General features: G+C 59.3%; 10 protein-coding genes and 1 pseudogene. 3 read left to right on the forward strand and 8 right to left on the reverse strand.

Going from position 1 to position 14,539, the window contains the following annotated elements:
- Positions 1-5: 5 nt before the first annotated feature.
- The 4 genes and pseudogenes from M2401_RS27415 to rpsU all read right to left on the reverse strand — a co-directional run.
- Positions 6-2,498: pseudogene (locus tag M2401_RS27415) on the reverse strand (EAL domain-containing protein); the annotation flags it as partial.
- Between the two features lie 451 nt (positions 2,499-2,949).
- Positions 2,950-4,797, reverse strand: a complete 1,848-nt coding sequence (gene rpoD, locus M2401_RS27420) for an RNA polymerase sigma factor RpoD (RefSeq protein ID WP_259108408.1) — start codon at positions 4,795-4,797, stop codon at positions 2,950-2,952.
- A 67-nt stretch (positions 4,798-4,864) separates the two neighbouring features.
- Positions 4,865-6,829, reverse strand: coding sequence for a DNA primase (gene dnaG, locus M2401_RS27425; protein WP_259108410.1), 1,965 nt, complete (start codon positions 6,827-6,829; stop codon positions 4,865-4,867).
- A 452-nt stretch (positions 6,830-7,281) separates the two neighbouring features.
- The gene (gene rpsU / locus M2401_RS27430; RefSeq protein WP_002551877.1) at positions 7,282-7,497 is read right to left on the reverse strand and encodes a 30S ribosomal protein S21; all 216 of its coding nucleotides are present in this window, start codon (positions 7,495-7,497) and stop codon (positions 7,282-7,284) included.
- 197 nt (positions 7,498-7,694) lie between these two features.
- Here rpsU and tsaD point away from each other — a divergent pair, with 197 nt between their 5' ends.
- Complete coding sequence (gene tsaD, locus M2401_RS27435) at positions 7,695-8,720, forward strand: tRNA (adenosine(37)-N6)-threonylcarbamoyltransferase complex transferase subunit TsaD (RefSeq protein ID WP_259108412.1); 1,026 nt, start codon at positions 7,695-7,697, stop codon at positions 8,718-8,720.
- Positions 8,721-8,734: 14 nt separating this feature from the next.
- Here the strand turns inward: tsaD and plsY are convergent, their stop codons facing one another.
- Positions 8,735-9,304 carry a glycerol-3-phosphate 1-O-acyltransferase PlsY gene (plsY, locus tag M2401_RS27440; protein WP_259108414.1) on the reverse strand — a complete coding sequence of 190 codons (570 nt, stop codon included), beginning with the start codon at positions 9,302-9,304 and terminating at the stop codon, positions 8,735-8,737.
- 74 nt (positions 9,305-9,378) lie between these two features.
- On the opposite strand from plsY, the gene folB reads away from it, so the two are divergent.
- Together folB and folK are read left to right on the forward strand one after the other, a co-directional pair.
- Positions 9,379-9,732, forward strand: a complete 354-nt coding sequence (folB, locus tag M2401_RS27445; RefSeq protein WP_259108416.1) for a dihydroneopterin aldolase — start codon at positions 9,379-9,381, stop codon at positions 9,730-9,732.
- Entirely contained in the window at positions 9,723-10,241 is a 519-nt protein-coding gene (gene folK / locus M2401_RS27450) for a 2-amino-4-hydroxy-6-hydroxymethyldihydropteridine diphosphokinase (protein ID WP_259108418.1), read from the forward strand. The genes folB and folK overlap by 10 nt, the downstream gene beginning before the upstream one ends.
- A 107-nt stretch (positions 10,242-10,348) precedes the next feature.
- On the opposite strand, the gene M2401_RS27455 is transcribed toward folK, so the two are convergent.
- From M2401_RS27455 to M2401_RS27465, 3 genes are all read right to left on the reverse strand, one after another.
- Complete coding sequence (locus M2401_RS27455) at positions 10,349-11,575, reverse strand: multifunctional CCA addition/repair protein (protein WP_259108420.1); 1,227 nt, start codon at positions 11,573-11,575, stop codon at positions 10,349-10,351.
- Positions 11,576-11,674: 99 nt separating this feature from the next.
- Complete coding sequence (locus M2401_RS27460) at positions 11,675-13,237, reverse strand: SpoVR family protein (protein ID WP_259108422.1); 1,563 nt, start codon at positions 13,235-13,237, stop codon at positions 11,675-11,677.
- A complete protein-coding gene (locus M2401_RS27465; RefSeq protein ID WP_259108426.1) occupies positions 13,234-14,505 on the reverse strand; it encodes a YeaH/YhbH family protein in 1,272 nt (423 codons plus the stop codon). The genes M2401_RS27460 and M2401_RS27465 overlap by 4 nt, the downstream gene beginning before the upstream one ends.
- Between the last annotated feature and the right edge of the window lie 34 nt (positions 14,506-14,539).

Consider the following 14,539-nt stretch of genomic DNA (forward strand, 5'->3'; position numbering starts at 1 on the left):
GCGGATTATAACGGCGGTTTCTCGGCTGTGCTATCCGAAAAATCCGAAAGACTCATACGAAGAAACGTTGTGCAAAACTCTTCGGCAGGCAAGGGCAGGCTGACGATGAAGCCCTGGATCTGTTCGCAGCCTTCGTCGGCGAGGAATTGTTGCTGTTCGAGGTTTTCCACGCCTTCGGCGATGACGGTCAGTTGCATGCTGCGGCCCAGGGCGATGATCGCGCGCACGATGGCGGCGTCATGGCCGTCGTCGGGCAGGCCGCGGACGAAGGACTGGTCGATCTTGAGGATGTCCAACGGCAGGCGCTTGAGGTAGCTCAGGGATGAGTAGCCGGTGCCGAAGTCGTCGATGGCCAGTTGCACGCCGAGGCTTTTCAGTTTGTGCAGCACGCTGAGGGCTTCTTCGGTTTGGCTCATGATGAAGTTTTCGGTGATTTCCAGTTGTAGGCAGTCCGGTCGCAGGTCGTTGTCGTTGAGCAGTTGCTTGATGCGAGTGAGTAGATTGGGTTGGCGCATCTGGGCGCCGGCCAGGTTGACGGACAGGGGGCCAAACGGTTGGTAGAGGGTGTTCCACTGGCGCATCTGCTGGCAGGCCTGCTCGAGAACCCAGTCACCGATTTGCAGGATCATGCCGTTTTCTTCGGCCAGGGCGATGAAGTGCTCCGGTGGCACTTCGCCGAAAGTCGGGTGATTCCAGCGGATCAGGGCCTCGGCGCCCACCAGTTGCTGGGTGTGCAGGCTGATTTTTGGCTGGTAGTAGAGGCTCAGTTCGTCGCGTTCGATGGCCCGGCGCAGTTCGTGTTCCAGGGCGATGCGTTCGCTGGCCTGAGCGGTCAGGTCGCGGGTGTAGCCTTCGACGCGATTGCGGCCCTTGGCTTTGGAGCGGTACATGGCGGCGTCGGCGTTCTTGATGACGGTAGCGACGTCTTCGCCGTCGGTGGGAAACAGTGCGCTGCCAATGCTGGAACTGATGAAAAACTCGTGCTCGCCGGCCTGGAAGGGGGCCGAGAACGAGGCCAGGATCTTGTTGGCGATCACTTCGACATCACCTGGATGCTGCAAACCGGGGAGCAGGATGATGAATTCGTCACCACCCAGGCGGGCGACGGTGTCGATGTCACGCAGGTTTTCCTTGAGGCGTACGGCGATGCCTTTGAGCAGCAAGTCGCCTACCGGGTGGCCGAGGCTGTCGTTGATGTGCTTGAAGCGGTCCAGGTCAAGGAATAGCACCGCGCCCAGGCCGCCGGACTCTTGGCTGTGGATAAGTGCGGCCCGCAGGCGGTTCTCGAACAGCGTGCGGTTGGGCAGGCCGGTCAGAGGGTCGTGGTGGGCCTGATAGTCGAGGCGGGCCTGGGCGTGCTTGAGGCTGGAGATATCGGCGAACACGGCGACGAAGTGAGTGATGAAGCGCTCCTTGTTGCGTACGGCGCTGATGGTCAGCCAGCACGGGTAGACCTCGCCGTTCTTGCGGCGATTGCTGATCTCACCCTGCCAGTGCCCTTCGGCGGTCAGCTGATACCACAGGGACGCGTAGAAGGCGCTGTCGTGTTGGCCTGATGCCATCAGGCGCGGGGTCTGGCCAAGGGCCTCCTGCTCGCTGTAACCGGTGATCTCGCTGAAGGCGCGGTTCACGGCGTTGATGCGTTGGCTGGTGTCGGTGATCAGTACACCTTCAGCGGTGCTCTCGAACACGGTGGCGGCCAGTTGGATCTTTTCCTGCATTTGCTGGCGTTCGGTGATGTCGCGGGCAATGGTCAGCATGCAGTCTTCGCCGGCGATAAGAATCGGTCGGGTAGACAGCTCGCAGAGGAAAATCTTCCCGTCCTTGTGGCGGATGTGGCTGCGAAAATCGCGCACGAAACCGTTGTGCTGCAACTGTTCGAGCAGCTGTTCGCGTTCGCTGAGGTTGGCCCAGATGCCCAGATCGAAAGTCGAGTGGTTGAGCGAGTTGGCGCTGCTGTAGCCGGTGAGGCGGCTGAAACCTTCATTGATGTCGATCAGCAGGCCGTCGCTCTGACGGCTGATCAGCATGCCATCGGGAGAGACGTGGAAGGCTTTGGCGAATTTCTCCTCCGAGACTTGCAGTTGCTGTCGGGCTTCCTTGAGGTAGGTGATATCGCGCACTGCGACGAGAATCGCCGGGTTCGATTCCAGCTCAAAGATTTCGGCCGAGAGCAGGCCGGAATAGGTGCTGCCGTCCTTGCGCCGAAACGGCAGCTCCAGATTATGCAGGCTGTTTTGCTGCAAGCGTTCCAGCATGCCAGGGCCCAGGTCAGGGATGCCCCACAGATTCAGCTCGGTAGGTGTCTTGCCAATGGCTTCTTCGGCACTGAAGCCTGTCTGCTCGACGAAGGCCGTGTTGACCTCCAACAGGCGCCCGGTGGTCCGGTCGGCAATGACCATGATGTCCGGGCATTCGGTGAACACCGAAGCGAACTTGGCTTCGGACAGGCGCCTGGCCTGATCGGCTTCAAGGGTTCTGTTGATATCGTTTATCAGGTCGTGGCGGTCATGCTCGCTGCTGCGCAACTTCTGCTCCAGTGCCTGGCGCTCGGCAATTTCCGCGTTGAGTCGCCGGTTGGAGCGGATCATCAGGGCTGTCGCCATCAGTACGACAAATGTCGACAGGCTGTAGGGCAATAGGCCTTGCCAGCGTGAAGACTGGCCCGAATCGGACATGGACGAGCGGTTAAGTGGTTGCTCTTTTACCGAGTCGAATCCACTCGCCTCTTTGCCTTGATCGTCGGGTGTCGCAGCGTGTGCAGTAATGCTCAGCAGGCAAGCCATGGACAGGGCCAGCAGTCGCAACATGTCAGCCTCTTTTTGTTGGCCTAAGAATGAAACGAGTGTAGCTGTGATGGCGAAGTGCGAGTCCCGTTGAGAAAAACTTCTGCGCCAGAATGCAAAACCCCCGGCAAGGGCCGGGGGTCTTGGTGTTGCGTGTTACTGCTTACTCGTCGAGGAACGAGCGCAGGTGCTCGCTTCGCGTCGGGTGGCGCAGCTTGCGCAGCGCTTTGGCTTCGATCTGACGAATCCGCTCGCGGGTCACGTCGAACTGCTTGCCGACTTCTTCCAGCGTGTGGTCGGTATTCATATCGATACCGAAACGCATGCGCAGGACTTTGGCTTCGCGGGCGGTGAGGCCCGACAGCACTTCACGAGTCGCTTCTTTCAAGCTTTCCACGGTAGCGACATCGATTGGCGACTGCATGGTCGAGTCTTCGATGAAGTCACCCAGGTGCGAATCTTCGTCGTCACCGATCGGGGTTTCCATGGAGATCGGCTCTTTGGCGATCTTCAGTACCTTGCGGATTTTGTCCTCAGGCATTTCCATGCGTTCGCCCAGCTCTTCCGGGGTCGGTTCGCGACCCATTTCCTGCAACATCTGCCGGGAAATGCGGTTGAGCTTGTTGATCGTCTCGATCATGTGCACCGGAATACGGATGGTGCGGGCCTGGTCGGCGATCGAGCGAGTGATCGCCTGACGAATCCACCAGGTGGCATAGGTCGAGAACTTGTAGCCACGACGGTATTCGAACTTGTCCACAGCCTTCATCAAACCGATGTTGCCTTCCTGGATCAGATCGAGGAATTGCAAGCCACGGTTGGTGTACTTCTTGGCGATGGAGATCACCAGACGCAAGTTCGCTTCAACCATCTCTTTCTTCGCGCGGCGGGCCTTGGCCTCGCCGATCGACATGCGACGGTTGATGTCCTTGATCTCGGCAATGGTCAGGCCGGTTTCGCTTTCAAGTGCGGTCAGCTTCTGCTGGCAACGTTGAATGTCGCTCTGCAGACGGCCGATGGCTTCGGCGTATTTCGCCTTGCCCTTGGCCAGTGCGTCGGTCCAGCTCTCGTCCACTTCGTGGCCGGGGAACTGGCGCAGGAAGTCGGCACGCGGCATCCGTGCGTCACGGACACACAGTTGCATGATGGCGCGTTCCTGGGCACGCAAGCGTTCCAGGGCGCTGCGAACACGCTCGACCAGGCCTTCAAACTGTTTTGGAACCAGTTTGATCGGCATGAACAGTTCGGCCAGTGCCAGCATCTCGGCAATGGCAGTCTTGTCGTCACGACCGTGCTTTTTCAGCGCCTTGCGGGTGATTTCCATTTGATCGGAAACCGCGCCGAAACGCTGGGCTGCAATGACTGGATCCGGACCGCTTTCGGCCTCTTCCTCGTCGTCACTGCTTTCGGCTTCTTCGTCGTCGTCCTCGGCACCTTCAGCCTTGACGGCTTTCTGGTCGATGGGCGGCGGCACTTCAGCCGGTGGCGCAATGCCGTCGTCCGGGTCGATATAACCGCTCAGGACGTCGGACAGGCGGCCACCTTCGGTGGTGACGCGAGTGTATTCAGAGAGGATGTGGTCGACCGTGCCAGGGAAGTGCGCAATAGCGCTCATCACTTCACGGATACCTTCCTCGATACGCTTGGCGATTTCGATTTCGCCTTCGCGGGTCAGAAGTTCGACCGTACCCATTTCGCGCATATACATGCGCACCGGGTCGGTAGTACGACCGATGTCGGTTTCCACTGCCGCCAATGCTGCTGCCGCTTCTTCCGCGGCTGCTTCATCGGTATCGGCTTCGGCCAACAAAAGGGCATCCGCATCCGGGGCACTCTCGAATACGTTGATCCCCATGTCATTGATCATGCGGATGATGTCTTCCACCTGTTCCGGATCTGAAATATCCTCCGGCAGGTGGTCGTTGACCTCCGCGTAAGTCAGGTAACCCTGCTCACGACCACGGCTGATCAACTCTTTGAGGCGAGACTGCTGTTGCGCTTTTCCGGACATAACACCCTATCCACTGAAGGTCTTGGCGGGCAAAAAACAAGCCGAGGATTATACCCGAGCTAGGACCTCACGCGCCAGTTGAGGTCGGGGTTTGTGCAGGAACATTGCGATTTAACAGGTTAAGCAGCTGAATTTTCTCTTCTGCGGTCAAACCTGACTGTCGTTCCTTGCGGATCAGTTGATCCAGGCTTCGCTCGCGTTGGCGAGCGGACAAGCTAGTTATAGTGTCGAAAAACTGTTGTTCAAGGTTGTCGGCCTCGATCAGCCATTCCTTCTCTGCCAGTTGTCGCAATAATCGCCCTTGGTCGGTTCCGTGCCAGCGGGCAATCAGTTGCAGCGAGCGTAGCCTTGGATTTTTTTGCAGGGCTTCGAGCAGGGCGACCAGCAATTGCGAGTACAGGTTGTCGTCATCGGCAAACTGACTGGCATTGGCCACCTTCCCCGAAAGCTCCGGGTGGTGCAGTAACGTGCGCAGCGCGCCGAGGATGGTCGGTTCGACCGTCGCCGGTGGGCGTGGTGCGCGAGATTCGAAGTCGGGCCGCTTGCCGCCCTTTTTGCCGTCCCAGGGTTTTTTGTTATCCCATTTCTTCTGGCCACCGCTTTTCGGCGGGGTCCATTCTGTCTGTGCGGGCGCTTCGTACCTGTCTTCAGGTTGATAGCTGCCGTAGTCGGGCATCGATCCGTAATCGAAGCCGGGGTCGTAGCTCGGCGCGGCGGCCGCCGGTGCGCTTTGCACCAGCTGGCTCATCGCTTCGCCGGTCAGGCCGGTGATTTCGCTCAGGCGCTGACGCATGAGGATGCGCAGGTTGGCGCCGGGGACCTTGTCGATCAGCGGCGCTGCCAGGGTGGCCATATGGGCCTTGCCTTCCAGAGAGCGCGGGTCGGCCTCCTTGGTCAGCTGTTCAAAAAAATAATCGGCCAGCGGTTGTGCGTGTTGATTGATCCGGGCGCGGAAGGCGTCGGTGCCTTCGCTGCGGACCAGGGTGTCCGGGTCTTCGCCTTCGGGCAGGAACAGAAAGCGCGCACGCCGACCGTCCTGCATATTCGACAGGCTCGCTTCGAGTGCGCGCCACGCGGCCTTGCGGCCTGCCTGGTCGCCATCGAAGCAGAACAGCACGTTGGGCACCACGCGAAACAGGCGCTTGAGGTGCTCTTCGCTGGTCGCAGTACCCAGGGTCGCTACGGCGTTGCGCAGGCCTTGCTGGGCCAGAGCGATGACGTCCATGTAACCTTCGACGACGATGATCTCATCGAGGTTACGATTGTATTTGCGTGCTTCGAACAGCCCGTACAGCTCCTGGCCCTTGTGAAACACCGGGGTTTCCGGGGAGTTCAGATACTTGGGTTTATCGTCGCCCAGAACCCTGCCGCCAAAGGCGATCACCCGGCCGCGGCTGTCGCGGATCGGAAACATCACGCGGTCGCGGAAGCGGTCGTAGCGCTTGCCGGTCTCGGCATTCTCGATCAGCAGGCCAGCGTCGATCATGGCCTTTTGCTGAAGCGTGTCGCTGCTTAAGTGCTTGTACAGATTGTCCCAGCCGGGCGGGGCGAACCCCAGGCCGAAATCACGGGCGATTTCCCCGGACAGGCCGCGCCCTTTGAGGTAGTCCACGGCTGATTTGCGCGTAGGATGGCTCTTCAAGGCTTGGCGGTAATACTCGGCAGCGGCGTTTAGCAGCGGGTAGAGCGGTGAATCGGTCGGCTGGCGCGGCTTTTGTCCTTTGACACTCTGTTCGCGCGGCACTTCCATGCCGGCGGCCTTGGCCAGTTCCTCGACGGCCTGGGGGAAATCCAGGTTGTCGTGGTCCATGATGAAGCCAAGGGCGTTGCCCCCTGCGCCGCAGCCAAAGCAGTAATAGAACTGTTTGTCCGGGCTGACGCTGAAAGACGGGGTCTTTTCTTTGTGGAACGGGCAGCAGGCGCTGAAGTTTTTCCCGGTTTTCTTTAATTGCACGCGTGAGCTGACAACATCGACGATGTCGGTGCGGTTCAGCAGGTCGTCAATAAAGCTCTGGGGAATCAGCCCGGCCATTGCGTTCTCATCATCAAGCGGTGTGCGGCTTTTGCGGCATGCGCCGGAAAGTCTCAGGCGTGCCTGTACATCAATGTGCGCAAGCTGTGCTGCCGACAATCTACGGATATCGAAGAGTGTTCGATAGTCAGGGCTTGGTATTCGGGCGCAGCTATCATTGCGAATGTGACGTCGGCCGTTGGCTTCGGTATTCACTGAGCTGTCATGAGGGGGCGTCGCCTTGGCTGAGCTTCTTGCGAAGATCATCAAGGCATACTCGCCATGCACCTTGATACGTTCGTCAGTGTAGACGCGATCAACGTGGCCTGGGTTCAGGCTGGACGTGACTTGCCTTGGTCGCAGAAGCGGTTCTGGCAAATGTTGTCAATGAAGCGTAATGCGGTACTGCAACTACAGCTAGCCCGGCTTTTTAAGGGCCGGGCGAGGCAGAAGCTTGCGGCGAACGCTGTAAATTAATACAGACGAACGGCGCGGCGCTGTTCGCGCTGAACTTTCTTGGCGTGACGCTTAACAGCGGCTGCTGCTTTACGCTTACGCTCGGAAGTCGGCTTCTCGTAGAATTCGCGGCTACGAACTTCAGCCAGAACACCGGCTTTTTCGCAGGAGCGCTTGAAACGACGCAGAGCTACGTCGAAGGGTTCGTTCTCTTTTACTTTGACGGCTGGCATCCAGAGCTACCTTCATTCATTACCGGGGTCAACGCCTCGTGCAAAGACTGCACTAAGTACGTCGGTTTTTAAGGGTTGCGGATGTTAACCCCTTGCCGCGAGGAATGCAAAGCCTCTGATCGAAAACCGCTGGTCGGGGCCTTGGGCGGCGACTATCATGCGCGCCTTCGAATTCGGCCTCTAAAAGGCGTAGACCCATGCTAGTACTGGGATTAGAAACCTCTTGCGACGAAACCGGCGTCGCGCTCTACGACAGTGAGCGCGGGCTGTTGGCGGACGCATTGTTCAGTCAGATCGACCTGCACCGGGTATTCGGTGGCGTGGTGCCTGAGCTGGCATCGCGCGATCACGTCAAGCGCATGCTGCCCTTGATTCGCCAGGTGCTCGACGAGTCCGGCTGTGTCAGTGCAGACATTGACGCCATTGCCTATACGGCCGGTCCCGGCCTGGTCGGGGCCTTGCTGGTCGGGGCTTCCTGCGCCCAGGCGCTGGCCTTTGCCTGGGATGTACCGGCCCTCGGCGTGCACCATATGGAAGGCCATTTACTGGCACCGATGCTGGAAGAACAGCCGCCAGAGTTCCCGTTCGTCGCTTTGTTGGTTTCTGGTGGCCATACGCAGCTGGTTCGGGTCGATGGCATCGGTCTTTATGAGTTGTTGGGCGAGACCCTGGACGATGCCGCTGGCGAAGCGTTCGACAAGACCGCCAAGATGATGGGCATGCAATACCCGGGCGGCCCTGAAATCGCCGCCAAGGCTGCCCTCGGCGTTGCCGGGCGCTTTACCTTTCCGCGGCCGATGACTGATCGGCCCGGTCTGGCCTTCAGCTTCAGCGGCCTGAAGACCTCGGCCCTGAACACCTGGCAGCAGTGCCAGAGCGCCGGGGACGACAGCGAGCAAACCCGTTGCGACATCTCGCTGGCCTTCCAGCAGGCGGTGGTGGAGACTCTGACCATCAAGTGCAAGCGCGCTCTCAAGCAGACCGGCCTCAAGCGCCTGGTCATTGCCGGTGGCGTGAGTGCCAACAAGTCGTTGCGTCAGTCGTTGGAAACGATGCTCGGCGAGCTCAAGGGCAATGTGTACTACGCCCGTCCCGAGTTCTGTACCGATAACGGTGCGATGATCGCCTTCGCCGGTTGCCAGCGTTTGCTGGCCGGGCAGAAGCAGGATCTGAGCATTACCGTGCAGGCTCGCTGGCCGATGGAGCAGTTGCAGGGCCTATAGTCACCGCATCAGATTCAGAAGTGGCGTTCGCGCCCCGCGAGCAGGTCACGTAGATTGCCGCGATGACGCCAGACGATCAGCAGCACCAGAAAGCTGATTGGCAGCAGGGTCAGCGGCGCTTTCCAGGCCAGCAGTGGCAAGGTCAGCGGGGTGGCGATCAGGGAGGCGAGTGAGCTGGTGCGGGTCAGGTAGAAGACCAGCAGCCAGGCGCAGATTGCCAGCAGTGCGGCGGGCAGATACAGCGCCAGCAGCACTCCGGCGGCGGTGGCGACACCTTTGCCGCCGCGGAAGCGAAAGTACAACGGAAACAGATGGCCCAGTACGGCGCACAGGCCGAGCCAGGCCTGGTGTTCGGCATCCAGCCCTGCGAAACGGGCGATCAGGACCGGCAGCAGGCCTTTGCCCAGGTCGCCGAGCAGGGTCAGGACGGCGAGTTTCTTGCCGGCCAGACGCAACATATTGGTCGCGCCGGCATTGCCGGAGCCACTGGCACGCGGGTCTGGGCGACCATTGAGGCGACTGAGCACAATGGCGAAGGACAGTGAGCCAAGCAGGTAGGCGAAGATCGCCAGTGACCAAAACATGCTAACCATTCCGGGCGAAGGTGCCCTGATTCTAACGGCGCATCGCGCCCTTGTCGTGCAGCGGAGAGTTGGGCTTGGACAGAGTTTTCATCGACGGTCTGGAAGTCGATACGGTGATCGGCGCCTATGACTGGGAGCGCAGCATTCGCCAGTGCCTGCGCCTGGACCTGAGCTTTGCCTGGGACAACCGCCCGGCGGCGGCCGGCGATGACCTGAGCAAGGCCCTGGACTACGCCAGCGTGTCTGCGCGCATCCAGGCCTTTGCCGAGACCGCGACCTTTGAGCTGGTGGAAACCTTCGCTGAGCGACTTGTCGAAGTGCTGATGAGCGAATTCCAGATTCCCTGGGTGCACCTCAAGCTAACCAAGCCCGGCGCTGTTGCAGCGGCCAAAGGCGTGGGCGTGGAGATCGAGCGCGGATGTCGCTAACCCGGATTTACCTTGGACTGGGCAGTAATATTGATCGCGAAAAGCACCTGATTGCAGGGCTTGAGGCGCTGGATGGCTTCGTCAGTCAGATGACCTGCTCGGCGGTCTTTGAAAGCCACCCGGTGGGTATCAAGAGCGGCCCGTTCTTCAATCTGGTGGTTACCGGCCTGACCGACCTGCCGTTAATGGAACTGGACCGTCGGCTCAAGTTCATCGAAGCCGATAACGGCCGCTACGCGCCGGATCGCAAGGGCCTGCCCCTGGATATCGATGTGCTGCTGTATGGCGAGCAGGTGGGTAATTTCGACGGCTTGATCTTGCCTCGCGCGGAAATTCTCAAGAACGCCTTTGTCTTGCAGCCTTTGGCGCTGATTGCCCCGGACAGATTGCATCCGGGGGTGAATATCGCGTTTTCCACCCTTTGGAGTGAGGCGCAGATCGACCAGCAGTTGTGGCCGGTTGCGTTTGAATGGCGTGGTGTTCAGCTGACACCCAAAGGCATGTTGTAACAGTGATCTGTTGGAGCCGGGCTTGCCCGCGAAAAACGATGATGCGGTATGCCTGAAACATCGTCCCGTCCAATTCGCGGGCAAGCCTCGCGCCAACGGCATGTCGATTAGCTGTGTTCTGCCTTGTAGATCTTCAAGGCATCCAGCCGTTCGCTCTTCAGCGCTTCGCCAAGTTCCTGCCCCTTCAAACCCTTCTCCAGCAGCGGTTGCACCGAGACTGCCCGTGCCGCCAGTGCGGCGCTGCGCAGGTATTCGGCCTGTGGATAACTGCGCTCCTCGAAGCCGTCGCGGCCACGGGCATCCATCTCGCAGGCGATGACGAACTCTTCGAAGCGCTGCGGTCGGCGGTAGACGTCGAAACTTTGCAGCAGCTCCAGCAGGGTCGAGGGCTTGAGCTCCAGAGCGCGATGGCCGTGGGTGTGATACTGGCAGACCAATAGCGCCAGTTCCTGGCAATCCCGTGGCACCTTGAAACGCTCATTGACAGCTTTTACCAGGCGCAGGCCCGTGTGCTCATGGGCGATGTGGCGCGGCCATTCGGCTTCTGGCGTCAGGCCCTTGCCCAGGTCGTGCACCAGGCAGGCCCAGCGCACGCTCAAGGGTTGTTTGAAGCGCGCCGATTGCGCCAGCACGCTGAGCACATGGGCGCCGGTGTCGATTTCGGGGTGGTGAGCGGCGGGTTGCGGCACGCCGAACAGGGCGTCGACTTCCGGCAGCAATTCCTTGAGGGCGCCGCAATCGCGCAGAACCTGGATGAACACCTGTGGGTGGTCTTCCATCAGCGCACGGGAAATTTCCTTCCAGCAGCGTTCGGGTGTCAGGGCGTGAAGTTCGCCTGATTCGCTGAGCTGACGCATCAGTTCAAGGGTCTCAGGGGCGATGCGGAAACCGTCGGCGGCATAGCGCGCGGCGAAGCGGGCGACACGCAGCACCCGCAAAGGATCTTCGGCGAACGCCGGGGAAACGTGGCGTAAAATTCGCGCTTCAAGATCCTGTTGGCCATGGTAGGGGTCGGTCAAATTGCCGTCTTTATCTTCGGCCATGGCATTGATAGTCAGGTCGCGGCGGATCAGGTCCTGCTCAAGGGTGACTTCGGGGCTGGCGTGGAAAACGAAGCCGCCGTAACCCTTGCCGTTCTTGCGTTCGGTGCGGGCCAGGGCGTGCTCTTCACCCGTCAGCGGGTGGAGGAAAACCGGAAAATCCGTGCCCACCGGGCGGTAGCCCTTGACCAGCATTTCATCGGTGGTAGCGCCGACCACAACCCAGTCGATATCAGTGACCGGTTTACCCAGCAGGCGATCACGTACGGCACCGCCAACTTTATAAATCTGCATAAAAAACCTCCGTGAGGACGACAGGATAAACCTTGTCGCCTTCAGGGAGGTTAAAAGCGGTTGATGACCTGATATCGATCGGGTCATTGAGACCGGACGCTAGAGGTGAACGACCGCCAAATCAAGCCGGGGATATTCACTATCAGGGTGCTCACTTCTCGGTGGAACATGGTGGGTCTTCATCACTTGATCGCCTTGCAGGGTCTCCAGATGAATGTCGAAACCCCACAAACGGTGCAGGTGCTTGAGCACTTCGTCCGTGGAGTCGCCCAAGGGTTTACGGTCGTGTTGTTGGTGGCGCAGGGTCAGCGAACGGTCGCCGCGGCGGTCGATGCTGTAGATCTGCACGTTGGGTTCGCGGTTGCCCAGGTTGTATTGCGCGGCAAGGGTTTCGCGAATGGTGCGATAACCCGGTTCGTCATGAATGGCCGGTACCAGCAGGTCGTCCTTCTGGTCGTCGTCCATGATGCTGAACAGCTTGAGGTCACGAATGACCTTGGGCGACAGGTACTGCAGGATGAAGCTCTCGTCCTTGAAGCTGCTCATGGCGAATTTGATGGTGGCCAGCCAGTCGCCACCAGCGATGTCCGGGAACCAGCGGTAGTCTTCCTCGGTGGGTTTTTCACAGATGCGACGGATGTCCTGATACATGGCAAACCCGAGGGTGTAAGGGTTGATGCCACTGTAGTAGGGGCTGTCGAAGCCTGGCTGGTAGATCACGCTGGTGTGAGAGGTGAGAAACTCCATCATGAAGCCGTCAGTGACCAGGCCTTCGTCGTACAGGTCATTCATCAGCGTGTAGTGCCAGAATGTCGCCCAACCCTCGTTCATCACCTGGGTCTGGCGCTGCGGGTAGAAGTACTGCGCGATCTTGCGCACGATGCGCACCACTTCACGCTGCCAGGGCTCCAGCAACGGCGCGTGTTTCTCGATGAAGTAGAGAATGTTCTCCTGGGGTTCGGACGGAAACCGGGCATTGTCCTCCTTGTTGTTCTTGTCGGCGCTTTTCGGGATGGTGCGCCACAGGTCGTTGATCTGTTTCTGCAGGTGCTCTTCACGGTCCTTCTGCCGGCGCCGTTCTTCTTCGGCGGAAATCGGGTAAGGCCGTTTGTAGCGGTCGACGCCGTAGTTCATCAGCGCGTGGCAGGAGTCGAGCAGGTCCTCCACGGCGTCGATGCCATGGCGTTCCTCGCACTGCATGATGTACTGCTTGGCGAATACCAGGTAATCGATGATCGAGCTGGCGTCAGTCCAGGTGCGGAACAGGTAGTTGCCCTTGAAGAAGCTGTTATGCCCGTAGCAGGCATGGGCCACCACCAGAGCCTGCATGCAGATGGTGTTTTCTTCCATCAGATAGGCGATGCAGGGATCGGAGTTGATAACGATCTCGTAGGCCAGCCCCATCTGGCCTCGCGAGTAGGATTTTTCCGTGCTGAGAAAGTGTTTGCCGTAGGACCAGTGGTGATAGCCAAGAGGCATCCCCACCGAGGCATACGCATCCATCATCTGCTCGGCTGTAATCACTTCAATCTGGTTGGGATAGGTATCCAGGGCATAACGCTCGGCGATACGGCTGATTTCGCGGTCGTAAGCCTGGATCAGTTCGAATGTCCACTCGGAACCCGTGGAGAGGGGTTGGCGCTTCTGCTCTCTAGCGGTCATGTCACTAACCTGCGCTGGAAGAGTTCACGGAATACCGGATAGATATCACCGGCAGAGACCAGCTGTTGCTGGGCGAAGGTGTCGGCAAAGGCTTCACCGATACGCTCGTATTCGAACCACAAAGCCTGATGTTCGCGCGGCGTGATTTCCACATAGGTGTAGTACTGCACGAAGGGCATGATCTGTTTGATCAGGATGTCGCGACAGATCGGTGAGTCATCGTTCCAGTTGTCGCCGTCGGAGGCCTGGGCGGCGTAGATGTTCCAGTCGCTGGCCGGATAGCGTTCAGCCATGATTTCCTGCATCAGTTTCAGGGCGCTGGAAACGATGGTGCCGCCGGTTTCCCGTGAATAGAAGAATTCTTCTTCATCGACTTCCCGGGCGCTGGTGTGATGGCGGATGAACACGACTTCGATCTTGTCGTAGTTCCGCTTGAGAAACAGATACAGCAGGATGAAGAAGCGCTTGGCAATGTCCTTCGTCGCTTGGGTCATGGAGCCAGAGACGTCCATCAGGCAGAACATCACTGCCTTGGAGCTGGGGTTGGGTTGCTTGACCAACAGGTTGTACTTGAGGTCGAAGGTATCGAGGTACGGGACGCGACGGATACGCGCCTTCAGGCGTTCGATTTCGCTCTCGAGTTTCTGAATATCGCCGAAGTTGTCCGGTTCTTCGCGTTTCAGGCGATCCAGTTCGCTTACTGCTTCCTTGAGCTTGCCGCGGCTGCTGCCGGACAGGGCGATGCGCCGGGCGTGGGCCGAGCGCAGGGTGCGGATGATGTTAATGCGCGCGGGATTGCCTTCGTTGCTGATGCCGGCACGAACGGTCTTGAAGGTCTCGGTGCCGACCAGATTGCGTTTGACCAGGTTGGGCAGTTCCAGGTCCTCGAACATGAATTCGAGGAATTCTTCCTGGGTGATCTGGAAAACGAATTCATCCATGCCTTCGCCGGAGTTGCTCGCCTTGCCTGCGCCCTTGCCGCCACCGCCGCCTTGCGGACGGGCGATGTGTTCGCCAGTGGTGAATTCCTTGTTGCCGGGGTGAACGACGGTCTGCTTGCCGCCACGGCCATGGTGAAGCACCGGTTCGTCGATATCGCGACCGGGAATGCTGATCTGCTCGCCATGTTCCATATCGGTGATGGAGCGGCGGCTGACGGCTTCTTCGACTGCTTTCTTGATGTGGTCACGATAGCGTCGCAGGAAGCGCTGACGGTTTACCGTGCTCTTGTTCTTGCCATTTAGGCGTCGGTCGATCACATAGCTCATCTGGAGCCCTCCGGGCAGCTTCCAGTTACAAGCT

This window comes from Pseudomonas sp. JUb42 (assembly GCF_024807945.1).
Lineage (GTDB): Bacteria > Pseudomonadota > Gammaproteobacteria > Pseudomonadales > Pseudomonadaceae > Aquipseudomonas.